The following is a 22,458-nucleotide window of genomic DNA, read 5'->3' on the forward strand; positions in this document are numbered from 1 at the left end:
TTATTTATTCCAAATCTCCCAGGATTTTTCTGCCTGACCGATCAGCATCTCTAGTCCGTTCATTACTTGAGCCCCTTGTTTTTTCCCAGCTTTCATAAAAGCTGTTTCAGCAGGATTATATACTAAATCGTAAAGATTATGATATCCCGTTAATAAAGTATAGGGTATACTGGGTTTATTCTCAATATCAGGATATGTCCCTAATGGAGTGGTATTGATAATTAATTTATTCTCTTTGATAATCTCTGGATTCTGATTTAAATCAGTATAGGTTAAATCATACCCTTCTTTTCTAGAAACTACACTAAAAGGAATATTAATATCTTCTAACACTTTCTTAATAGCTTTAGAAGCTCCTCCAGAACCCAATATTAGAGCTTTCGAATTGAAGTCTGTTGGTAAGAATTTTAATAGTGAATTCTTAAAACCAAAATAATCAGAATTAAAGCCTTTGGTTTCTCCATCTTTAAATTGAACCACATTTACAGCTCCAATTGCAGCTGCATGTTCATCTAATTTATCTAAAAAGGGAATGATTTGTTCTTTATAGGGAATAGTGACATTCAATCCAGCAATTTCTTGCTTTTTTAAGTTTTCAAATTCTTGAATATTTTCGAGTGGAAATAATCGATACTCACAATCTTCGATATTTTCCTTTTCAAATTTCTCAGCAAAATATTTTCCAGAAAAGGAATGCTCTAGTGGATAACCGATTAAACCAAAGGTTTTCACTTTAAGGTGGATTTTACATTTAAAATCCTAGCAATTTTTTCAATTGCTACCACTATAAAAACTCCCAAACTAGCCATCAAAATAGCTTGCATCAATTGAGGATCTTGTGCTGTTTCATTTAAAAATTGCTGTGGTAGAACATTATGATCGAGGAAAGGAACTTGTTCTCCTTTACTATTTATTCTGAATGAATCAACAACTTTCCATGGCCATACTTTATTTAAAGAACCTATCATAAATCCAGCTAATGTAGCAACTGTAATCGACTGAAAGTTTTTCAAGCTCCAGGAGATTACACGTGAAAAGCTTAAAATACCTACAATACAACCAATAGCGAATATTGCCAATGGCAATATTTCCACATTATGAATTGCTTCTAAAATGAATTTATATTTACCCAAAATCAATAATAGAAAGGCACCAGATATACCTGGAAGTATCATTGCGCAAATCGCAATAACACCTGCTATAAATACAAACCATAAGCTTTCAGGAGTTTGAGCAGGAGAAACTGATGTTATAAAGTAGGCAATAACAACACCTATTATTCCTGCAATTATTGATTTCCAATTTTTATTTTCAATATCTCTAGCTACTAACAGAGCAGATATTATGATTAAACCAAAGAAGAATGACCAAACTAGAATAGGATAGGTAGCCAAAAGGTAACTTATGAGTTTAGCTAAACTGATTAAGCTAATTCCAATTCCAGCAAGTAATGTAATTAAAAAGGAGCCATTAATATGGCTCCAAAACTCTTTCAAATTAAATTGAAATAATAGTCTTAATGCAGTAGCATCAACAGATTTTATACTATTTAGTAATTCATCATAAATTCCAGTAATAAAGGCAACTGTTCCTCCTGAAACACCTGGTACTACATCTGCACTTCCCATAGCGATACCTTTTACTAGCAATACAAGATATTCTTTGATTGATCGCACTAAAACTTCGTTTTTATAGTAAATCTTTATTATTCAAGAAATGGTGGAAAGTATCCCCTCTTAATCCCAAACGAATTGTTTCTAAAGGAATTACTTCATTAGGTGCAATATTTCCAAGATTTACGTTAGCTCCAACCAACTTAATAAAATATACTTGCTGTGCTTTTTGTGGCGCCTCCCATATAATTTTTTCAAAAGGAATTTTTGTTAAGATTTCCTGAACTAGTCCTGATCTTACCTCTCCACTAGCTCTAAATAACCCAACATTACCAGCTTCTCTCGATTCACCAATAACTTTCCAAGCACCAGCATCTAATTCAGATTGCATTAATTCAATCCACTGATAAGGCGGTATAATTTTTTCTGCATCTTTGGATCCTACTTCCGAAAGTACTGTTACTTGATCAGATAATTTATTGATGTAGTCTAGCTTTAAATCGTGAGGTAATTCAATGGAGCCGTCTGACACTTCACAAAACTCCATATCATATTTATCCAATAACTTTCTATAATCCTCAAACTGATCTCTGATTACAAAAGCTTCAAATAAAGTGCCTCCAAAATAGGTTGGAATACCCGCTTCTTTATAAAGAGCTAATTTATCTTTAAGATTTGTAGTTACGTAAGATGTAGCCCATCCTAACTTTACGATATCAGTATATTCTCCACTGCTGTCAATAAAGTCCTCCACTTCTCTTAAGCTAAGGCCTTTATCCATAGCCATAGTAAATCCTACATCTCTTGGTTTGTTTGGTCGTTCAGGGATGTGTTTTAATTCGTAGTTCATGTTTTAATGGTTATCTTTTCTGAATTGGTCAATGATTTTAAACAATGCCTTTTGTGTTTCCACCCTGGGAAAGAAATCATAAAGCACTGTATGCATTTCAAAGTCCAAAACTAATGCATTTTCCAGAAAGATAAAGGCTTCTTTGTATTTACCGTATTCAATTAGATAGGCCGTCATTCTAAAATAAAGTTCAGGAGCATCAGGATTATCCTCCATTCCTTCCTTAATTATATTGATTGCAACCTCCAATTCACCTGATTCATAATAGATATAGGACCAGTCTAAAAATAAACTAACCTCCTCAGGGTCAAGCGCTACAGCTTCTTCATAAGCTTCAATAGATGAGTTTTGATTGCCTAATTGATATTCTGCATTAGCTAAGGCTTGCCAATATTTTGATTCGTGTTTATTTATTTTAATTGCTTTCTTGGAATAATGAACTGCTTCTATCCATTTTTCTTGTTCAATAAGACACAGAGCCATTCCGAAATACGCTTCATCATATAAGGAATCGAACTTTACAGCCTTTTGAAAATACTTTATCGCTAAATCAACCTGATCAAGTTTATCATAAGTTTCAGCCATTCTGCAATACACTTCCGCACTAGGTCCTTCAATTCTTAAGGTTTGAGAAAAAGCATCAAGTGCTTTATTATTTTCCTCAATTGCAGAATATGTATTCCCCATATTAAAATAAGCTGAGGCAAAATTCTCATCAATTGCAATAGCGTAATCGTAGGCTTCAATAGCCTTCTCGTATTTTCCTAGTTTGTGTAATACCACACCAAGATTATACCAAGCATGGTATGAATAAGGGTCCGCATCAATAAACTTTTCATAATAAGCAATACTCCCTTCAAGTTGGTCTGTAACATCCAAGCAATAGGCTAACTCATATATAGCATTTTCATGATTTATATTTTCTTCCAATACTAGCTTATAGTTTTTGATAGCCTCTTCATATTTACCTAATTGCTGATAAGCCATCCCCATTTGAAATAAGACTTCATCTTTTTCCTCCGCAAAAGTTAAGGCCTTCCGTAAGCATTCTATGGCATCGTGATTTTTATTTGTAATAGTTAGGATGTTCGCTTTTGTTAACAATAAATCAACATCATTAGGCTGGATATTTTCGGCTTTTTCAATTGCCACTAATGCTTTATCATAACGGGAATTACTTGCTAAAACATGAGCATTAAGAATTAGTAATTCTACAGAAAACGGAAATTGTTCAACTGCAAATTCACTTGCTTTTAAAGCCTTCATGAATTTGTCATTATCAAGATATAATTCAATTACCTTTTCTAATTCTTCAACATCAAAAAAATGGAAATCTTTACCCTGAATATGATTTTCGAATTTTTTAATCAACTCTTTCTCTTCATCTTTTCTGTTTCTGAAAAATTCGCTCATAAATAATTGTATGTGGTTAACTAAATTTACTTATTAATAAGTGAAAAACAAGCAACGCTATTTTATTTTCTTAAGTTTACAATTCTCCATTTTTTTGCATTTCTGCTGCAGTCCATTCTATTGAATCATGTAATTCACGAAAGGAAAAGTTCAATTCTCGTTTTAGCTTGCTTGAATCATAAATAATTGAGCTCCCTGCCATCTTCGCTGTTTCAAGGCTCAAAGTTGGTGGTTTACTTCGGATTTTACTTAATAAATTTTCAATTATTGCCCCAAAAACAACTAATGATTTGGGGACAGGTATAAAAGGAGGTCTTTTCTTCAATTCTTTAGCTATTGCATTAAAAAATTTTTCATAGGATATATAGGATGCGCTTACTACATATTGCTGATTTACAATTCCATCATCTACACAATTCAAAATTATTTCTGCTACATCTCTTGCGTCCACATAATTGATTATCCCTTTTGTAAAAAACGGTTTATTATCACTTATATAGCCAAATAATTGGGCGCTGCTTTGGTATTTATTGGCAGGGCCTATGATAACTGAAGGATTCAATATTAAAAGAGGCAAGCCATATTCTGACATCTCTTTTAATTTTAATTCTGCCTCTCTTTTACTTTTTCCATAATTTGTGATAAATGACTGCTCTGAAAAATTAGTGTCTTCCTTTACTATATTATTCACACCGTTTTTACCTAATGCCGATACACTACTGATAAAGATAAATTGATCAACCTTTGCTAGAAGCGCATCATTTGCAATTTTTAAAGTCCAATCTTGGTTTACAGAAAATATCTTTTCTTTATCTTTTTGTAAATATGATACTAAAGCTGCAGCATGAATTACAATATCAATTTTTTGAGAAACCTTATCGAATAGGTTTTGAGAATATGAATCATAACTTATCCAGGTAACTAGCTCAGAATTTATGTTGGAGTTTGAACCAGCTCTTTTAACAGCAAATACCTTGTGCCCTTGTAAAATTAATTTTCGTAGAATTTGAGTTCCTAATAAACCCGTAGCTCCAGTTAATAAAACTGACTTTTTAGGCATTAAATATTGAATATTCTCTTCAGAGTTGAAATTGATTTGCTCCCATTATCATTGTAGTAATCCTGATAATATCCATACCCTTTGTTGTCCTTTCGAACAGCATTGAAAATAATAGAAATATTTTGGATCTTGTTAAGATTAATACTTCTGTGTAAATCTTCTATATACGATCTTTTTGAATAATCTGCTCTTACAACAAACAATGAATGATCAGATTTTTTTATAGCGATCATACCATCAGAAACTAATCCAATTGGGGGTGTATCTAACAATACCAAATCATATTCTTGTTTTAACTCATTAATAAGTTTCACGAACAATTCCCCTTCTAAAAGCTCCGCAGGATTTGGAGGAATAATACCTGATGGTATAAAATGCAGGTTTTTTATTTTAGTTTCGTTCACACAGTCCTTCCACAAAGCCCCTCCGCTTAAAATTGAGCTAATGCCAAATTCATTTTGTTCTAAGTTAAAGGCATATTGAGCTCGTGGCTTCCTCATGTCTAAATCAAGTATGATTACTTTTTTGCTAGACATGGCCAAGATAGCAGCCAAATTAACAGATATAAAAGTTTTACCCTCTCCACTAGTTGTAGAACTAACTGATATTACTTTGTTACTTTCTTTAATGCCAACAAAGTCTAAACTGGTTCTTAAGGTTCTGAAAGCTTCACTGATTTGGGATCTAGGTTTTTCAGCAACAATTACTCCGCTTTTCTTTGCTATTGAACTATTTAATCTACTTATTTTAGCAATTATTGGAATACTTGTAAGCCTTTCCAATTCATTTATACCGTTTATCTCATTGTAGAATAAATACCTAAAACCGATAAATACAAAACTTACAATAAAGCCAATTACAAAAGCTCCTATATAAATTATTTTTGTTGAAGGGCCGATTGGAGTGTTTGGTAGGTTTGCAGGAGTTAATATATCTACTTCGGATAAGGTCCCCGCTTGCGCAATCTCAAATTCAGTTTTCTTTTGCATTAAGGATAGGTACAATTCCTCATATAAAGAATAAAATCTTTTTTTCTGATTTAATTCATTCGTTTTGGATGGCAACTGATTGAATTTCGCTTCAATTTTTTGCTTTCTTTCAATAGTTATTTCCTTTTTATTTGACAGGTTTTCTAATCGATTACCTAAATAATTATTGATTTTATCTTTTAGTGTGATAATCTGTAATTTCTTATTTTGAAGAATTTGAGTCTCTTGTTTATACCTTGATTTAGCTATTTGATATTCTTGCAACATTTCTGAAAACTCTTCAAAAAGCTGTCTAGTATCTTGGGGTAAAATCAAATAATTTATTTGGTCATGGCTAAGGGTGTCTTTTTCTAATTGCTTTTGAACATCCCGAATTTCCATTAATTGATAATTAATTCCATATAAAATAGAATCAATTTTTATCATTTCGGTGATTAAGCGGTTTACATCTTCAGATGGGTTCACCGTTTTATTCTCTACTGTGAAATTCTCAATGTACTGCTCATAATTAGACAACTGTTGCTCAGTTTGTTCAAGCTGTTGATTTAAAAATTCAATTTTTAGCTGGTTAGCTCTATTTTTTTGCTCCTTACTATATTTAGTGTAAAGCTCACTAACTGTTTCGACAATTTCCTGAACCTTATAAGGATTGTAGTCTTCAAAAGTAATTTTAATGGTATTTGCATTTAAGTTCTCTGGAGCAACAGAAAGATTGGACTCAACATAATTAATTAAGCTTTCTGTATTTGAAATTGAGAAGAATAATGGCTCAGTGCTAAAAAAATGTTGTGTTTTATCTAGCTTATATGAACACCCATCCATTAAAAAATATTCACCAAAAGTATGAGTAGTCCAATTTCCTTTATCTGGATTATCGGTGATTTGGAAACTATCTCCATCCACAGCATTTACAAAATACTTTTTATTATATGCTACACAAGATTTATCATAACTAACTCTAAAGGGAATAAACTTGTAACGTTCTTCATTTTTAAACCTACCTATAACCTGATAAGTAACGTCTAATGGGAGTTTCTCAATCACCTGCCTTAGAAACAGTTTCGATCTTATTAATTCTACTTCACCTGATAAAGTGTTTAAATTCGAATTCTCTTCCTTTAGTGGATTAAAACCAAAAACGCTCGCCTCACTTCTCTTATTAAGCTTTAATTCAGCATAAGATTGGTATTTTACATTTGTATATCGTATGTATAGAAATGCAATTAATAAGGTTGTTGAAATCAATAAAAAGGCCCAAATTAGATTCTTTTTTAAAATTGTTTTTAGCTTAAAAAAATCCACAATTTCAGGACTTGTGTTTTCAGGTTTTTTAGAGAACTTCTCTCCAATGTCTCTTTGATATCGTGTTTCTTGATTAGGCATTCTCTAAGCTTAATTCAGGTTTTGAATCACGATGAATAAAGTAACTAAATTTGTAACCATGCCTACTACTGGCGCAATATCTCGAATCGATTCAGTAAATATCCTTCTTACTGGTTCTACATAAACAATATCGTTGGGCAGTACTTGTAAATTGGCTTTAGTCATACCTTCAATAGTAGCTAAATTAATGACTTGGACTGATGGATTATCTAAAGGCCCTCTAATTAATCTAATATTTCTTCCTTTCGCATCTCTGTTTAAACCACCCGCCAAAGCTAACACCTCTAATACAGTCATTTTTTCATTTTCAAGTGGCACAACTTGACCACCCATAGCACCTAATACCACCACTCTTCTATTAAGAGGTCGAATTCTAACATAGGGTTGGATATAGTATTCAGAGTATTGGTTTTGTAATTCTTCTTGTAACTCTTGTATAGAATATCCTTGAACCTCAATTTCACTTACTAATGGTAATATCACATTTCCATTTGGTAAAACCTCAAATTCTTTATCCGGCATGAAACGTCCTCCTCCTGCCGCTCCTGCACCTGTAACAGAATTTAATTCTAAGTTTGGATCTATAACTCTTTCTCCTTTATTAGTATACACTTCAATATTGAGCCGGTCCCCAGCTTGAATCTTATAAGCTCCTTCTACTTTAGCAATCTCATTTTTAAAGTTTTCAGAGTTAATATCAGCTTCGGTTTGAAGAATAACATTCTGCTTATACACTTTGCATGAACTTAATAGCAGAATAAGTGCAATGATATAGGAAGGATATTTTATGATTTTTTTGATAGTTTTATTCACTAATCGTAAAAATATAACCAATTAGTCAAAAGACAATGTTTTATTGTAAATGCTTATAAATTATTTACATATGAAGGCATTAATTGAGGTGTATATTTGCCATTCTGTTGAATTGCCTTTAAATATCTTTCTATAACCCTATTGTGATCAAACCTTCTTTCTGCAACCTTTCTTCCTTTGTTTCCCATTTTCATCCTTTCTTCTGGCGCCATATAAAACATTTGCTTCATTTTTAAGGCTAAGTCATCCTCGTCTTTAACTTTACATAGTAAACCATTATATAAATGATCTACTACATTATTACATCCCGGTACATTTGAAGCTACAATAGGCCGTGCGCTGGCTGCTGCCTCCAAAAGTGTTCTTGGCGTGCCTTCTCTGTAACTAGGTAATACTACACAATCGGATGATTTGATGTAAGGACGAACGTCATCAGTACTTCCAAGATAATTAATATACCCTTCTTCAATCCAATCATTTAATTCCTCTGATGAAATTCCCCTGGAATGCAATTCATCTAGTTTTCCTAGAAGATTGAATTTGGCGTTCATTCCACGCTCTTGTAAAATTGCGGCTGCCGACACATATTCTCTTATGCCTTTATCAATAATTAATCTTGAAATCATTAGAAATTCAAAAGGCGAGTCCTTTGGCTTTTCTTCGTATTTCTGAGGATAAAATTCATCTATATCAATCCCAGAACCAGGAATAACCTCGCAAATATTTCTCTGGATTAATTTCTTATCCATAAAGAGTTGATAATCTTCATGGTTTTGAAAAAACACTTTCTTAGGAAACTTAAATGAAAATCTGTAAAGTGATAGCGCTATTTTCGATATCCAATTGTCATTCAAAAATATCGTGCCTAATCCACTTACATTATTAATTACTGGAATCCCTAATTTTGCTGCCGCAAGTGTTCCGTAAATATTGGGCTTAATTGTGTAATGTAAAATAATGTCAGGACGAACTCTTTTATAGATATTATGAAGCTCGAAAGTTAAAGCCAAATCCCGAATAGGACTAGCTCCCCTACTATCCATGGTGACATTTTCAAACTCACAACCTGCTTTAATTAACTTTGATGTGTACTCATCATGTGGAGCAATAGCAATCACCTGATGGCCATCTTTTTGCAAGGCACGAATTAAGGACATTCTAAAATTAAAGATGTTCCAAGAGGTGTTTAAGGTAATAGCAATTCTCATAAGCAATATCCAAAATTACTTAATATTAAGTATACGTTTTTAATTAAGTGGGGAGATTTCGATAGGTATTTAATAATAGCGGATTAGCTTGCCGTAATTCACTTTCAAATAACCATATTCAAATATAGGAGACTAATTGAATAATTTTAAGAATACAATTAATTTATTCTTAATTTATCAAGAGTAATTTTATTTTAAATAAAGAGTAAACCTTTGAAGAATAATAGCGTGAAAAATAGAAATAGATAACTTTGTACTCTATTTTACATTAATATCCTTACAACAAAATATGCAATATAATTCTGATGATGAAAAAAGAGAGAAGAAGGCTGTATTAGTAGCCATTATTACTCAAAACCAAAATGAAGAAAAGGTTAATGAATACTTAGATGAATTGGCTTTTTTAACTTCTACTTTAGGTGCTAAAACCATTAAAAAATTTACTCAAAAGCTAGAGAAGCCAGATGTAAGAAGCTTTGTTGGCAAAGGAAAATTAGAAGAAATAAGTGCATATGTTAAGGCTGAAAATGCCGATTGGATTGTTTTTGATGACGATTTAACTCCATCGCAACTAAGAAACCTTGAGAAAGAACTAAAAGTAAAAATATACGATAGGAGTTTATTGATACTTGATATATTTTTAAATAGAGCACAAACAGCCCAAGCAAAAACACAAGTTGAGTTAGCCCGAAACCAATATTTACTCCCAAGATTAACCAGAATGTGGACACACTTGGAGAGACAGAGAGGGGGAACAGCCACAAGAGGCGGAGCCGGGGAGAAAGAAATAGAAACGGATAAAAGGATTATTCGAAACACTATTACGAAGCTGAAAGAAAAACTCGCTAAAATTGAAAAGCAAAGCAGAACACAGAGAAAATCTAGAGGTAAGATAGTACGTGTTGCTATTGTAGGTTATACCAATGTGGGGAAATCAACCTTGATGACTTTATTATCTAAATCTGATATTAAAGCAGAAAATAAATTATTTGCAACTGTTGATTCTACTGTAAGAAAAGTCAATTTTCAAGATATCCCATTTCTACTTTCTGATACGGTTGGCTTTATAAGAAAATTGCCAACTCACCTTATTGAATCATTTAAATCAACTTTAGATGAAATAAGGGAAGCAGATATATTAATTCATGTTGTAGATGTAAGTCACCCTACTTTAGATGATCATATTCAGGTGGTAAATCAAACCTTAGCAGATATTGATGCCAGTGATAAACCCACTTTATTAGTATTTAACAAAGTGGATTTATTAAAAGACGAGGAAGAATTGAGTGTTAAAGAAAAAATAAAATCCCTTAAAAATACGTATTGGAATAAAGAACAAAACGATGTGGTTTTCATTTCAGCAGCTAAAAAACAAAATATAGATGAGCTTAGATATAAGCTACGTAAACTCGTAGAAGCCAAACATTATACCATCTTTCCTAATTATTTAAAGAATACTTATTATTAATTTGCATTTAGTACAATTTGGCCTCTTAGTTCAATGGATAGAATAGAAGTTTCCTAAACTTTAGATCCAGGTTCGATTCCTGGAGAGGCCACAACTCATTACACTATAATAATGTAGATTAATATAAATCTACCTCTCCCTTCTAAAAATCATATTTATCTTGGAACTATTTCTGTGTTTAAACATCTTTACATTATTAAATAAGATCTAAATGGAGAAAGAAGCGACAAAGGAGTTAGTGTTTGAGGAAAAATATGTAAAAGCATATGTATTACACGACTTGAAATGTCTTGAATTAATTTGGGATGGTAATCTTAAGGAAGAAGATTATAAAAGGACGTGGGAAAGAAGCTTAGAAACTATGAAGAAATATAAGTTGATTTATTTCTTTTCAGATATAAGCAATCAAGGGATTATAGGAGCTAATTCAAGAAAATGGTTTGAAGAGGAAATTCTTCCGAATGTGAAAGCGGTGGGATTAAAGAAAGCGGGCACTATAACAGATGCTAGTATATTTAAGAGATACTATTTAAACCTGATTCTAAAATCAATTGGAAAATTTGGAGTTCCATTTAAATTATGTGGATCTAGAGAAGAAGTAATTAAATTTATTTCTGAATAAAAATCAAGGATAGCTAAATGTTATCCTTTTTATTTTCACTTACTTAATAATCATTATTTACCTCTACCCAATAGCCATTCGGATCTTGAAAGTAAATTTGCTTCACACCATCTACTCTTGTTGTCACTTTATTTTTCTCACCGGGCCAATTTTCAAAGCTAATATTCTGTTCCCTTAGCTTTTTGATGATCTTTTCGATATCAGCAGTACTAAAGCAAAGATGATTATTCTTATTAATAGTCGGCTCTTCCCATTCTCCTTCAATAAGGTGTAGTTGTGATTCACCAATTTTATACCAAACATGTAATCCATCTTTAAATGGCTCTTCTATCTGTTCCAGCCCAATTATATCTGAATAAAAGTTCCTGCTTTCTTCAGAATCCTCCACATAAACTGCAATATGATTTAATTTTACTTGAGCTAATCCCAATTGAGCAATTAGCATCAGGCTTACAAAAAGTATAGTCTTCATAATTATTATTTTCTTTGTTTTCAATTTAGAAATATCAAGGCCTATTCACAAGATTTTGTATATTGATTCAAATTTATGATAAAAATGAAACGACTTTTTTACTTTTTTCCCCTTCTTATTTTTTATGGCTGTAATTCAAATACTGAAATAGCAGACAGAAGCAATGTTCAATGGCAAGACATTGAAAAAGATTTACAGACTGCACTTATCATGGCCAATGATGGTGATACTATTAATCTTCCTGAGGGCTATTTTAAATTTTCGAAAAGTCTTTTAATGGATGAAAAATCGAATATTGTTTTTAAAGGGACTGGAATTGACAAAACAATTCTATCCTTCAAAGAGCAAAAAGAAGGTGCCGAAGGAATAAAAATAGCAGATTGTAAAAATATAATTTTAGAAGGTTTCACCATTGAAGATGCTGCTGGTGATAACATAAAAGTTACGGACACAGAGGGAATCACCTTTAGAAAAGTTAAAGCGCAATGGACAGGAAAAGTGAGTGAAGAAAACGGAGCTTACGCCTTATACCCAGTGCTTTGTAAAAATGTATTAATTGAAAATTGTATTGCAATTGGGTCATCTGATGCGGGAATCTATGTAGGTCAATCCGATTCAGTAATCATAAGAAATAATGAAGCTTACCAAAATGTAGCAGGAATTGAGAGTGAGAATTCAAATCATGTTGAGATTTACGAAAATATAGCCATTAATAATACTGGCGGTATTTTAGTATTCGATTTACCCGGATTAACACAGTATGGCGAAAACATAAAAGTTTATAAGAACATAGTTAAAGAAAACAACCATAGAAATTTTGCGCCAGAAGGTAATATTGTAGGTGTGGTTCCACCGGGAACTGGAATTATGGTTTTGGCCACACGAAATGTAGACATTTACAAAAATGAAATTATCGATAACCGATCAGCTGGTATAGCCATTATAAGCTATGAATTAGTAGCGGCAATAAGCGAAGAGGAGACTAAAGAAGCAAATGAGGAGCAAGCTGGATCTGCTCAAAGAGTAAACAATAATTACAGTCTAGATGAGAACTACAACCCCTATCCGTGGGAAATAAAAATTCACGAAAATGTAATTTCTAATGATAAATGGTTTGCTACTTTCCAACATGATTTTGGCAAATTATTCAACTTCAAATATCCATTCAATCCACCAGACATTGTTTTTGATGGTTTTATCGCTGATGGGAAAGAAGCAAAGGATGTTTTATGCATTGATCAAGAAGATATCCATTTTGTGAATCTTGATGCACCTAACGAATTAGAAAACATGAATGAAAAAATTGAGGATTTCCTATGCCTTTAAAAAAACATATAGTAATAATATTAGCAGCAGTTTTTACGGTATCTTGTTACACTAAGGAGAAAAATGAAAAGGTTGAAAAGCTAAGCGAAGAAAAAGCATCCAATACTTTTGTTTTTAAATCCAATCAAAATATAGGTAAAGAGAAGTTATCGGATTACAACTTCTTTAAAGGTGAATTAAAAACATTAGAACCCGGTAAAAATGTTCATCCATATACTTTAAATTCTCCACTTTTTTCAGATTATGCACAAAAAGCTCGTTTTGTCATGATTCCGGAAGGAAAAGAAGCGCAATATCATTCTACGGAAGTATTGGAGTTCCCTGTGGGCAGTATTTTGATCAAAAACTTTTATTATCCAAGTGATTTTTCGAATCCAGATGGAGAGAGAAGAATTATTGAAACCCGATTATTAATTCATGAAGAAGAGGGATGGAAAGCACTTCCTTATGTTTGGAATGACAAACAAACTGAGGCTTTTTTGGAAGTAGCAGGAGCTACAAAAAGTGTAAGCTGGAGAGATACTGAAGGCAATACTCAAAAAATAAATTATAGCGTTCCTAATATGAATCAATGTAGGAGCTGCCATCTTAAGAATGGTAAAATCACACCAATAGGGCCTTCCGCAAGACAATTAAATGGTGATTATAATTATACTCAAAATGGAAACATGAATCAATTAGCTTATTGGGAAAAGCATCATTTAATATCAGATTTACCTTCAACAGGTATGCCAAAATTGGTAAATTATGAAGATGATCAAGCTCCTTTAGCAGATCGAGCCAGAGCTTACTTAGAAATAAATTGTGGACATTGCCACAGACCTGATGGACCAGCTAAAAACTCCGCACTACATCTTATGGCCTCTGTGGATAATCCTGCTGCTTGGGGAGTAGGTAAAACTCCAATCGCAGCGGGTAAAGGTTCAGGAGGTTTGAAATACGATATCGTACCAGGCCATCCCGAAGAATCTATTCTAGCCTACCGAATGGAGTCTACAGACCCAGGAATTATGATGCCAGAACTAGGAAGGCAATTGGTCCATAAAGAAGGATTGGAATTGGTAAAGAATTGGATTGCAGAAATGAAATGATTTCAATCATTCTTCTTTGGAAGCAATACAGTAAACATAGCCAATATTAAAAAAATATTGGATAATGGACCTGCAATTTCTGAGAACGAAAGATGATCGTAATCTAAGCTGTAAAGATTTACAATCAACAGGATTGCAGAACCTATTGTAATAACTATTGCAAATCTATTTCTATTAAACATAACATATTACATTGAGGAAAACTGAAACTTTAATATTTCAGTTTTCCAATTTTATATTTCTAATATCCCTTACAACCCTTGATTTTTAGCAATCAATTCGGCTAAATCTAAGACTTTCACATTATGCTCTCTTTCTTTATTCTTCACTCCATCTCCCATCATAGTCATGCAAAAAGGACAACCCGCTGCAATTACCTCCGCACCAGTTTCCAATGCCTCCTCAGTTCTCTCAATATTAATCTCCTTATTCCCTTTTTCTGCATCTTTGAACATTTGAGCGCCACCAGCACCACAGCATAAACCTTTCGTTTTGCAACGTTTCATCTCAACTAATTCCGCATCTAAAGCTTTAATAACATCACGCGGGGCCTCATACACACCGTTTGCTCTACCTAAATAACATGAATCATGGAAAGTGATTTTCTTACCCTTAAATTCTCCACCATCTTTAAGTGTAACTTTCCCCTCATTGATTAATCCTTGAAGGAATTGAGAATGGTGTACTACATCATAATTACCTCCTAATTCAGGATACTCATTTTTGATTGTATTAAAACAGTGAGGACAAGCCGTAACTATTTTTTTGATGTTATATCCGTTTAAAACTTGAATATTACTCATCGCCTGCATCTGGAAAAGAAATTCATTTCCAGCTCTTCTAGCAGGATCTCCTGTACAACTTTCTTCTGGTCCTAATACTGCAAAATTAATTCCTACTTTATTTAAGATTTTTGTAAATGCAATGGTAACCGCTTTGTAACGGTCATCAAATGAACCTGCACAGCCTACCCAAAATAATACCTCAGGAGCTTCTCCTTTAGCACTCATTTCTTGCATAGTGGGGACTTTATATGTTGAATCGCTCATAATATCTATATTTTGAATTTAATCGTTTCCTATTTTATTTTTCTTCTCCTTTTAATTTATCTGCCCACTTAAATCTGTCTGTTGGTGGGAATTTCCATGGTGCAAAACTAGTCTCAACATTTTGGAACATAGAATTCCATGATTGTGGCGAGCTACTTTCTTCCATCGCCATATATCTTCTTCCTTGAAGAATAATATCCAATGGATTAATGCTTACAGGACATGCTTCAACACATGCATTACAACTTGTACAAGCATTCAGTTCTTCTGCTGAAATGTAATCATCGCTGAATAATGGACTCCCAGATTCAGCTTCTTTGCCTGCCTTGATATTTTTCCCAATTTCATCAATTCGATCACGAGTATCCATCATGATTTTTCGAGGAGATAATTTTTTACCAGTTAAATTGGCTGGACACTCAGCAGTACATCTACCACACTCAGTACATGAATAAGCATTCATCAAATTCACCCAAGTAAGATCCGTTGCATCTTTAGCTCCTAATCTTGCTACTTCAGCTGGTGGAGCACCGGCATCCATCCCTAGCATACTTTTCACCTCAGTCGTTACTTCATCCATATTATTCATTTGCCCGTTTGGAGTCAGTTTAGCAAAATAAGTATTAGGGAAAGCAAGGAAGATATGTAAATGCTTAGAATAGGTTACATAAACTGCAAAAGCTAATATTCCTATGATGTGAAACCACCAAGCGAAACGCTCAGTAAAAACCAAAGCATCAACACTCATTCCTTCAAATAATGGTGTTAAGAAACTACTAAAGAAAAAACTTCCTGTTTGCACATAATGCTCATCCTTTCCTTGCAACAGCATATCAGTTGCATTCATAGTAAGAATAGCAAACATTAAAATAATTTCGATAACCAATATTAAATTACCATCTAACTTAGGCCACCCACTTAATGATCGAAGTCTCTTTACATTTAGTACGTTTCTCCTCAAAAGAAAAGCAACACATGAAACCAATACAGCAACGGCTAGGAATTCAAAAACATTAATTGCGACTGTATAAGCATCTCCTAAAATTGGAGCAAATATTCTATGCGTTCCAGCTACACCGTCAATAATGAATTCCAATACCTCTAAGTTAATTACTAGAAAACCAACATAAATCATTAAGTGAAGAATAGCTGGAATAAACTTTTTGAACATTTTCTGTTGACCAAAAGCAATCAAAAAAGTGTTCTTCCATCTTTGACCACTATTATCACTTCTATCAACCTCTTTACCCAGATTGATATTTTTCTTGATGCTCCCTATTCTTTGTGCTAAAAAGTACGCTGCAACTGCAAGTACCAGTAAGAAAGCAATTTGCGAGATGTATTCCATAGTTGTTTATTATTCGTTGAAAATTTTTTTCAGATTTTTTTTTAAATTTCTTTTGCAGGATAAATATTTAACCTACTTTTGCACCACTCAATCACGGTGCTGTAGCTCAGGTGGTAGAGCATCGGACTGAAAATCCGTGAGTCGGTGGTTCGAGTCCACTCAGCACCACAAGCCTTGCTTTAACTAGCAAGGCTTTTTTTATGTTCTTTAATATTTCAAATTCAGTCATTTTTTTCATCTTTCATCCAAAGCTTACACTTGAAATTTAAAAATAATAGTTGAGTTTAAAAATAGTATGCATACATACTATTTTTGCAATAATTTAAAATCAATACAGATAAGCATTTGTTTACTATATCAGATATAAGTTGTTACTTTAGTAGATATTAAAATTTAAAGAGTTGATAAGTCAGTCAATCATTAGTATATTTTTAAAGGAAATTACTCCTACATACATCGGGCAAGCATTTTGGGGGATAGGATTGGCTTTAATTCTATGGTATTTTTATAGTTTGTACCAACGAAAACATCTAAAACTTTGGGCTTATAGCTGGCTCTCTTTCGCCCTTCATGTCATCATCACTTTAATAACATTATATTTTAATTCTAATGAAAGCATAGGACCCTTTTGGCAAAATGTATTTACATTTTTCTTCCAAATTGCAGGTTTAATGCATATTGTATGGCTATTACGGGGGGCGTACCATCTAATCGAAAGAAAAAGCATCAGTTTAAAATTTGAATACGCACAATATGCAACAGTAATAGTTATTTCACTATTCAGTGCATTAGCTTTTGTTTTGGATGAAGAAGGTGGCTATAAATACTCATTAGCTCTACCTTTTACCGTAAAATCATTAATTGCTGGTTTTGGTTTTCTTTTTGCAGGAATTCAAATTATGAGAATAGGAAAAAGGGATACCGCTGTAGGTAAAAAATTATTATGGATTGCATTCATTCTTTATGGTTTTGAAAACCTTAATTATGCCCTCGGTGGGCTTTCAGTACTATTTGATAAGCATTACATTCTAAAATTAAACAGCAGCTTAGGCGCTTTAGATTTCTTGTTAATTGCATTCATAGGAATTGGGATGATCATTTGGTTACTTGAGGAAGAAAGATCTGCTTTAGAAAAAACTAACCGAGAATTAGATAGCTTTTTATACAGCACCTCCCATGATTTACGAGCTCCAGTCGCTTCTTTACTAGGCTTAATTAATATTGCCAAGCATGATATTAAAGAGGAATCTGGCCAAAAGTATGTGCAAATGATGGAAGAAAGGGTTAAAAAGCTAGATGATATTTTTAGCGATATCCTCAATTATTCACGCAATATTAAAACTGAAATAAAACCTACAACTTTTAGGCTGGGTGAGATTGTGGAAGATGTTATCACAGATGTGAAATTCAATGAGGGAGCTGAACAAATTCGCTTAGATTACAGTGAGCAAATACATCATATTCTAAAAACTGACTACTATCAGTTAAAAGTAATTTTAGGAAACCTGATCTCAAATGCCGTTAAATATCATGACTCTAAAAAAGAGGATCAATACATTGCTATTCGATTTCAGAAAATAGACAGAGATGTACACATATCAGTAGAGGATAATGGCATTGGTATCTCTCCAGAAAGTCAGCACAAGGTATTTGATATGTTCTATAGAGCTACCAGCGAAGCAGAGGGTTCTGGATTGGGACTTTTTATAGTGAAACAAGCTTTAGAAAAAATTAATGCAAGAATCACGTTAAAATCAGAAGTAAATATGGGGAGCACTTTTACAGTAGTCATTCAAAATGCCGCTGTTAAATATAATGATCGATAAATTATCTTAAGTGCTTCAAATTGATCACTTCCTTTTGCTTTAAAAACCTCCACTTACCTCTTGGAAGATCCTTTTTTGTAAGACCTGCAAAAGTTGTTCTATCAAGCTTCACGACTTCATAGCCTAAATGCTCAAACGTTCTTCTAACAATTCTATTTCGACCAATTCTAATTTCTAAACCCAGCTTCTTAGCATCTGGACTTAAAATAGCAATCTTATCTACTTTAACCTCTCCGTCTTCCAGGCTTATACCCTCTTCAATTTTCAAGAAATCTTCTTCCGTGATAGGCTTATCTAATTCAACTTGATAAATTTTAGCTGCTTTATGTTTTGGGTGAGTTAGCTTTTTGGCTAATTCTCCATCATTAGTAAAAAGAAGTAATCCTGTAGTATTGCGATCTAATCTGCCAACCGGGTAAATCCTCTCCTGCCCAGCAGCTGCAACCAAATCCATTACCGTTTTTCTTCCTTTAGGGTCATCCATAGTGGTGATAAATCCTTTAGGTTTATTCAACAACACATAAACTAACTTTTCTCTTTTTATTGGTTTACCTTCAAATGCTACCTCATCTGATGGTTTTACTTTAAAGCCTAGTTCTGTAACTACTTTACCGTTTACTTTAACTTTGCCTTCCGATATATGCTGATCGGCTTCTCTTCTAGAAGATATTCCAGCATTTGCGATAAATTTATTAAGGCGAATCCCTTCTTTAAGCTCTTTTTGCTTTACCTCCTCCGATTTTAATTTTTTAATATCATATTCCGGGGTTTCAGCTGTATTTTTCGCCTTAACGTTTTTCTTTTTAAAACCTGATTTAGGCTTATTATGATTCGGGGATTTCTTTTTATGCATAGAATAGAAATTTACATCCTGATAGGATTATCAAGACTTTATTTCAATTACAAAACTACGCTTCTATTTTGATTAATCCTCGTTTTCTTTCCCAATTTGATTGTCTTCCTGAGAAAAGTCTTTTGGAGTTGGAAGATCTTTGATATCGTTTATTCCGAAATACTCCATGAAGTTCTGGCTGGTACCATAAAGAATTGGCCTACCAATTGCATCTGCTTTACCTTTAATTTCAATCAACTCCTTTTCAAGGAGCTTTTGCACTGTATAATCGCAATTTACTCCTCTTATTTGCTCCATTTCACCTTTAGTGATGGGCTGTTTGTATGCAATAATTGAAAGCGTTTCTAGTGCAGATGTAGATAGTCTTTTTTTGGATTGTTGCTTGAGCATAATGCCAATACTTGCCTGGTAAGCAGGTTTCGTCATGAATTGATACCCCCCACCTACATGCTCAACTTGGAAAGAATATTCATCGGACTCATATTTCTTTAAAATCTTTTCGAGAGCCCGATCAATATCCTCTTTGGGAACATCTGCTTCAAACATTTCTGACAAACACTTATGTATTTCTTGCACCTTCAATGGAGTGGTGGCACAAAAAATTAGTGCTTCAATATGATTCAGCAGAAAATCCATTATTTATCTTGTGCTAATTTTGCTTCAATTGATTGAGTAGTGTGAGGAACTGCCTTTAAACGCTCTTTAGAGATTAATTTACCTGTTACAGAACAGATTCCATACGTTCCATTTTTGATTCTTACCAACGCATTTTCAAGATTAGTGATGAACTTTTGCTGACGGGCAGCTAATTGATTCATACTTTCTTTCTCCATAGTATCAGCACCATCTTCTAGTACTTTAACATTTCCTGATGTACCATCAGTACCAGTATCTGCAGATCGAGTTATGGTTGATTTAATATATTTAAGCTCTTCTTTGGCCTTATTTAATTTGTCAGTGATTAAATCTTCAAACTCTTTTAGCTCATCTGCATTATATCTTGTTTTCTCTTGATCACTCATAACATTGTCAGGTTTAAATTATTGCGGGCAAAAATAAATGCTTTCGTTTAAAACAAAAACTATTTAACGATTTTATAGAATATTATATGTTTAGCGATTTACCAGCAACAATGTTTTGTTTTATATATATTGAAATTATCCAAATATTATTTTTTTGGACGATTAGCAAATGCCACTCCTAAAATTATTAATATAATACCGATATAATGACCTATTACTAAAATTTCACCATCCCATATCCCCCAAATAATGGCTACAATTGGGATTAAGTAAGTTACAAAACTTGTAAAGATTGGAGAAGTCAATTTTACGAGCCTATTAAATAATATTAACGCAAATGCAGTTCCTATCACACCTAAAATACAAATGAATAATAAAGCCATTCCAGCTCCATCTGCATATTGCATTTTATGAATAAAATCACTTGCCCCAAATAAATAGCCTCCTGCCAAAGGAGCTATTAAAACCAAAGAAATACTCGTAATCATTCTTGGTGTTAATACATTAAACTGGGTTTTGATTATATTCAGGTTTAGTCCATAACAGAAGGTTGCAAGTATTACGAATAAGGCATAAAAGTTAAAATTTCCAAGTTCACCATCAGATCCAGCAACAATCAAAACAACAGTGCCAGCAAAGCCTAAAGCAATCCCTAAACTATCTCTGAGTTTTAAACTTCCTTTAAAAAATAAAACGCCAACTAGCAATGCAAATATTGGAGTCAGTGCATTCAATACACCTGTAATCCCACTTTCAAGTTGAGTTTGTGCATAGGCAAATAAAAATGCTGGCCCAAAACTGCCCACCATACCTGAAATAAAAAGCCATTTCCATTGCCTTCTATTTAATGTTTTGAGTTTAGGTAATGATAAGGGAGTAAGCACTAAAGCTGCTGAAAATATTCTAATGGCTCCAACTTCTCCTGCTGAAAAGACAAGAAGCCCTTTTTTAATAAGAATAAAAGAGCTTCCCCATATGAGCGCGAGTAATATTAATAATCCGTAAATTAAAACTGGACTTGCAGTTTCTTTTTCATTCATATTTTCTCGATCATTTTATCAGCGAAAACTTCTTTTACTTCATCTAATGTATTTAAAACTTCTTGAAAACTATCTCCTTCTACTAAACGAGTTCTATAAGGTTTGAAATGTGAGATGCCTTTGAAATAGTTAGTATAATGCCTTCTCATCTCATAAATACCTACTTTTTCTCCCTTCCATTTAACTGAAAACTCTAAATGCTTTTTAGCAGTTTCAACTCTATCTTCTAAATTAGGGGCTGGAAGTGTTTCTCCCGTTTTTAAATAATGTTTGATTTCATTAAATATCCATGGATTACCGATAGCGGCTCTACCAATCATGATTCCATCAACACCATATCTATTTTTATACTCTAAAGCTTTTTCAGGAGAATCAATATCTCCATTCCCAAAAATAGGAATGTTGATTCTTGAATTATTCTTTACTTTAGAAATTAATGACCAGTCAGCTTCTCCTTTATACATTTGCTTTCGGGTTCTCCCATGTATGGATAAAGCTTTAATCCCAACATCTTGCAATCTCTCAGCTACTTCTTCAATATTTTTGGAATCCTCATCCCAGCCTAATCTGGTTTTTACAGTAACAGGCAAATCAGTAGATTTTACTACAGCCTCAGTTAACCTCACCATCAAGTCAATATCTTTCAAAACTCCAGCTCCAGCGCCTTTCGTGACAACTTTCTTTACAGGACAACCAAAGTTGATGTCCACTAAATCCGGCTGAGTTACATTGACAATATTAGTAGCTATAGACATTGCCTCTTCATCTCCTCCGAAAATTTGAATCCCTATCGGTTTCTCATAATCAAAAATATCAAGCTTTTGTCTGCTTTTGATGGCATCTCTTATTAATCCTTCAGAAGAAATAAATTCTGTATACATTAAATCGGCACCATTCTCTTTACATACTGCTCTAAATGGCGGATCACTGACATCCTCCATAGGTGCTAATAATAATGGGAACTCGCCTAATGATATGTTTCCTATCTTTACCAATTTGATAATCTTAATTT

At 33.2% G+C, this 22,458-nt stretch carries 21 protein-coding genes and 2 tRNA genes; 7 read left to right on the top strand and 16 right to left on the bottom strand.

All coding sequences use genetic code 11. The annotated features are described in order from the left end of the window. From QYS47_RS00110 to QYS47_RS00145, 8 genes are all read right to left on the bottom strand, one after another. Window positions 1-732, bottom strand: a complete 732-nt coding sequence (locus QYS47_RS00110) for a shikimate dehydrogenase family protein (RefSeq protein ID WP_322347283.1) — start codon at window positions 730-732, stop codon at window positions 1-3. Then, the gene (locus tag QYS47_RS00115; RefSeq protein WP_308358352.1) at window positions 729-1,676 is read right to left on the bottom strand and encodes a DUF368 domain-containing protein; all 948 of its coding nucleotides are present in this window, start codon (window positions 1,674-1,676) and stop codon (window positions 729-731) included. The genes QYS47_RS00110 and QYS47_RS00115 overlap by 4 nt, the downstream gene beginning before the upstream one ends. A 13-nt stretch (window positions 1,677-1,689) precedes the next feature. Continuing rightward, window positions 1,690-2,463, bottom strand: a complete 774-nt coding sequence (locus QYS47_RS00120) for a phosphosulfolactate synthase (protein ID WP_308358351.1) — start codon at window positions 2,461-2,463, stop codon at window positions 1,690-1,692. 3 nt (window positions 2,464-2,466) lie between these two features. Next, window positions 2,467-3,876, bottom strand: coding sequence for a tetratricopeptide repeat protein (locus QYS47_RS00125; RefSeq protein WP_308358350.1), 1,410 nt, complete (start codon window positions 3,874-3,876; stop codon window positions 2,467-2,469). Window positions 3,877-3,952: 76 nt separating this feature from the next. Next, window positions 3,953-4,936 carry an NAD-dependent epimerase/dehydratase family protein gene (locus QYS47_RS00130; protein ID WP_322347284.1) on the bottom strand — a complete coding sequence of 328 codons (984 nt, stop codon included), beginning with the start codon at window positions 4,934-4,936 and terminating at the stop codon, window positions 3,953-3,955. Continuing rightward, entirely contained in the window at window positions 4,936-7,308 is a 2,373-nt protein-coding gene (locus tag QYS47_RS00135) for a GumC family protein (protein WP_322347285.1), read from the bottom strand. The genes QYS47_RS00130 and QYS47_RS00135 overlap by 1 nt, the downstream gene beginning before the upstream one ends. A 9-nt stretch (window positions 7,309-7,317) precedes the next feature. Beyond that, window positions 7,318-8,043, bottom strand: a complete 726-nt coding sequence (locus tag QYS47_RS00140) for a polysaccharide biosynthesis/export family protein (protein ID WP_308358347.1) — start codon at window positions 8,041-8,043, stop codon at window positions 7,318-7,320. A gap of 131 nt (window positions 8,044-8,174) precedes the next feature. After that, the gene (locus QYS47_RS00145) at window positions 8,175-9,329 is read right to left on the bottom strand and encodes a glycosyltransferase family 4 protein (RefSeq protein ID WP_322347286.1); all 1,155 of its coding nucleotides are present in this window, start codon (window positions 9,327-9,329) and stop codon (window positions 8,175-8,177) included. 289 nt (window positions 9,330-9,618) lie between these two features. Here QYS47_RS00145 and hflX point away from each other — a divergent pair, with 289 nt between their 5' ends. From hflX to QYS47_RS00160, 3 genes are all read left to right on the top strand, one after another. Next, window positions 9,619-10,797: a GTPase HflX gene (gene hflX / locus QYS47_RS00150; RefSeq protein ID WP_322347287.1), complete on the top strand. Its 1,179-nt coding sequence runs from the start codon at window positions 9,619-9,621 to the stop codon at window positions 10,795-10,797. Window positions 10,798-10,816: 19 nt separating this feature from the next. Further along, a tRNA-Arg gene (locus tag QYS47_RS00155) sits at window positions 10,817-10,888 on the top strand. A gap of 120 nt (window positions 10,889-11,008) precedes the next feature. Next, window positions 11,009-11,419, top strand: coding sequence for a hypothetical protein (locus QYS47_RS00160; RefSeq protein ID WP_322347288.1), 411 nt, complete (start codon window positions 11,009-11,011; stop codon window positions 11,417-11,419). Between the two features lie 43 nt (window positions 11,420-11,462). On the opposite strand, the gene QYS47_RS00165 is transcribed toward QYS47_RS00160, so the two are convergent. Next, window positions 11,463-11,891, bottom strand: coding sequence for a VOC family protein (locus QYS47_RS00165; RefSeq protein WP_302122283.1), 429 nt, complete (start codon window positions 11,889-11,891; stop codon window positions 11,463-11,465). A gap of 84 nt (window positions 11,892-11,975) precedes the next feature. Between QYS47_RS00165 and QYS47_RS00170 the strand changes: the two genes are divergently transcribed. Together QYS47_RS00170 and QYS47_RS00175 are read left to right on the top strand one after the other, a co-directional pair. Further along, window positions 11,976-13,217, top strand: coding sequence for a parallel beta-helix domain-containing protein (locus tag QYS47_RS00170; RefSeq protein ID WP_322347289.1), 1,242 nt, complete (start codon window positions 11,976-11,978; stop codon window positions 13,215-13,217). Continuing rightward, window positions 13,208-14,308 carry an SO2930 family diheme c-type cytochrome gene (locus QYS47_RS00175; RefSeq protein ID WP_322347290.1) on the top strand — a complete coding sequence of 367 codons (1,101 nt, stop codon included), beginning with the start codon at window positions 13,208-13,210 and terminating at the stop codon, window positions 14,306-14,308. Before QYS47_RS00170 ends, QYS47_RS00175 begins: the two co-directional genes overlap by 10 nt. 251 nt (window positions 14,309-14,559) lie before the next feature. Here the strand turns inward: QYS47_RS00175 and QYS47_RS00180 are convergent, their stop codons facing one another. Both QYS47_RS00180 and QYS47_RS00185 read right to left on the bottom strand, forming a co-directional pair. Further along, window positions 14,560-15,357 carry a (Fe-S)-binding protein gene (locus tag QYS47_RS00180; RefSeq protein ID WP_322347291.1) on the bottom strand — a complete coding sequence of 266 codons (798 nt, stop codon included), beginning with the start codon at window positions 15,355-15,357 and terminating at the stop codon, window positions 14,560-14,562. Window positions 15,358-15,391: 34 nt separating this feature from the next. Further along, the gene (locus QYS47_RS00185; protein ID WP_322347292.1) at window positions 15,392-16,705 is read right to left on the bottom strand and encodes a 4Fe-4S dicluster domain-containing protein; all 1,314 of its coding nucleotides are present in this window, start codon (window positions 16,703-16,705) and stop codon (window positions 15,392-15,394) included. A 95-nt stretch (window positions 16,706-16,800) separates the two neighbouring features. Here QYS47_RS00185 and QYS47_RS00190 point away from each other — a divergent pair. Continuing rightward, window positions 16,801-16,873 (top strand) — tRNA-Phe (locus QYS47_RS00190). Between the two features lie 233 nt (window positions 16,874-17,106). Then, window positions 17,107-18,531 (top strand): HAMP domain-containing sensor histidine kinase, encoded by a 1,425-nt coding sequence (locus tag QYS47_RS00195; RefSeq protein WP_322347293.1) that lies wholly within the window; start codon window positions 17,107-17,109, stop codon window positions 18,529-18,531. 1 nt (window position 18,532) lies between these two features. Here the strand turns inward: QYS47_RS00195 and QYS47_RS00200 are convergent, their stop codons facing one another. From QYS47_RS00200 to dusB, 5 genes are all read right to left on the bottom strand, one after another. Next, window positions 18,533-19,384: a pseudouridine synthase gene (locus tag QYS47_RS00200; protein WP_322347294.1), complete on the bottom strand. Its 852-nt coding sequence runs from the start codon at window positions 19,382-19,384 to the stop codon at window positions 18,533-18,535. 72 nt (window positions 19,385-19,456) lie between these two features. After that, complete coding sequence (gene scpB / locus QYS47_RS00205) at window positions 19,457-20,020, bottom strand: SMC-Scp complex subunit ScpB (protein WP_308358337.1); 564 nt, start codon at window positions 20,018-20,020, stop codon at window positions 19,457-19,459. Continuing rightward, the gene (locus QYS47_RS00210) at window positions 20,020-20,406 is read right to left on the bottom strand and encodes a TraR/DksA family transcriptional regulator (RefSeq protein WP_302122270.1); all 387 of its coding nucleotides are present in this window, start codon (window positions 20,404-20,406) and stop codon (window positions 20,020-20,022) included. The genes scpB and QYS47_RS00210 overlap by 1 nt, the downstream gene beginning before the upstream one ends. A 146-nt stretch (window positions 20,407-20,552) precedes the next feature. Continuing rightward, window positions 20,553-21,446: a DMT family transporter gene (locus QYS47_RS00215; protein ID WP_322347295.1), complete on the bottom strand. Its 894-nt coding sequence runs from the start codon at window positions 21,444-21,446 to the stop codon at window positions 20,553-20,555. Further along, on the bottom strand, window positions 21,443-22,441 hold the full coding sequence (dusB, locus tag QYS47_RS00220) for a tRNA dihydrouridine synthase DusB (RefSeq protein WP_322347296.1): 999 nt from the start codon (window positions 22,439-22,441) through the stop codon (window positions 21,443-21,445). Before dusB ends, QYS47_RS00215 begins: the two co-directional genes overlap by 4 nt. Between the last annotated feature and the right edge of the window lie 17 nt (window positions 22,442-22,458).

The organism is Marivirga arenosa (assembly GCF_030503875.2).
Classification (GTDB): domain Bacteria; phylum Bacteroidota; class Bacteroidia; order Cytophagales; family Cyclobacteriaceae; genus Marivirga; species Marivirga arenosa.

What these genes read in the sequence shown, in the direction of transcription:
- hflX (WP_322347287.1), top strand. Translation starts at nt 9,619, where the DNA reads ATGCAATATAATTCTGATGATGAAAAAAGAGAGAAGAAGGCTGTATTA.
- QYS47_RS00200 (WP_322347294.1), bottom strand. Translation starts at nt 19,384, where the DNA reads ATGCATAAAAAGAAATCCCCGAATCATAATAAGCCTAAATCAGGTTTT.
- QYS47_RS00135 (WP_322347285.1), bottom strand. Translation starts at nt 7,308, where the DNA reads ATGCCTAATCAAGAAACACGATATCAAAGAGACATTGGAGAGAAGTTC.
- QYS47_RS00210 (WP_302122270.1), bottom strand. Translation starts at nt 20,406, where the DNA reads ATGAGTGATCAAGAGAAAACAAGATATAATGCAGATGAGCTAAAAGAG.
- QYS47_RS00175 (WP_322347290.1), top strand. Translation starts at nt 13,208, where the DNA reads ATGCCTTTAAAAAAACATATAGTAATAATATTAGCAGCAGTTTTTACG.
- QYS47_RS00170 (WP_322347289.1), top strand. Translation starts at nt 11,976, where the DNA reads ATGAAACGACTTTTTTACTTTTTTCCCCTTCTTATTTTTTATGGCTGT.
- QYS47_RS00130 (WP_322347284.1), bottom strand. Translation starts at nt 4,936, where the DNA reads ATGCCTAAAAAGTCAGTTTTATTAACTGGAGCTACGGGTTTATTAGGA.
- scpB (WP_308358337.1), bottom strand. Translation starts at nt 20,020, where the DNA reads ATGGATTTTCTGCTGAATCATATTGAAGCACTAATTTTTTGTGCCACC.
- QYS47_RS00160 (WP_322347288.1), top strand. Translation starts at nt 11,009, where the DNA reads ATGGAGAAAGAAGCGACAAAGGAGTTAGTGTTTGAGGAAAAATATGTA.
- QYS47_RS00145 (WP_322347286.1), bottom strand. Translation starts at nt 9,329, where the DNA reads ATGAGAATTGCTATTACCTTAAACACCTCTTGGAACATCTTTAATTTT.
- QYS47_RS00165 (WP_302122283.1), bottom strand. Translation starts at nt 11,891, where the DNA reads ATGAAGACTATACTTTTTGTAAGCCTGATGCTAATTGCTCAATTGGGA.
- QYS47_RS00120 (WP_308358351.1), bottom strand. Translation starts at nt 2,463, where the DNA reads ATGAACTACGAATTAAAACACATCCCTGAACGACCAAACAAACCAAGA.
- QYS47_RS00185 (WP_322347292.1), bottom strand. Translation starts at nt 16,705, where the DNA reads ATGGAATACATCTCGCAAATTGCTTTCTTACTGGTACTTGCAGTTGCA.
- QYS47_RS00125 (WP_308358350.1), bottom strand. Translation starts at nt 3,876, where the DNA reads ATGAGCGAATTTTTCAGAAACAGAAAAGATGAAGAGAAAGAGTTGATT.
- QYS47_RS00180 (WP_322347291.1), bottom strand. Translation starts at nt 15,357, where the DNA reads ATGAGCGATTCAACATATAAAGTCCCCACTATGCAAGAAATGAGTGCT.
- QYS47_RS00215 (WP_322347295.1), bottom strand. Translation starts at nt 21,446, where the DNA reads ATGAATGAAAAAGAAACTGCAAGTCCAGTTTTAATTTACGGATTATTA.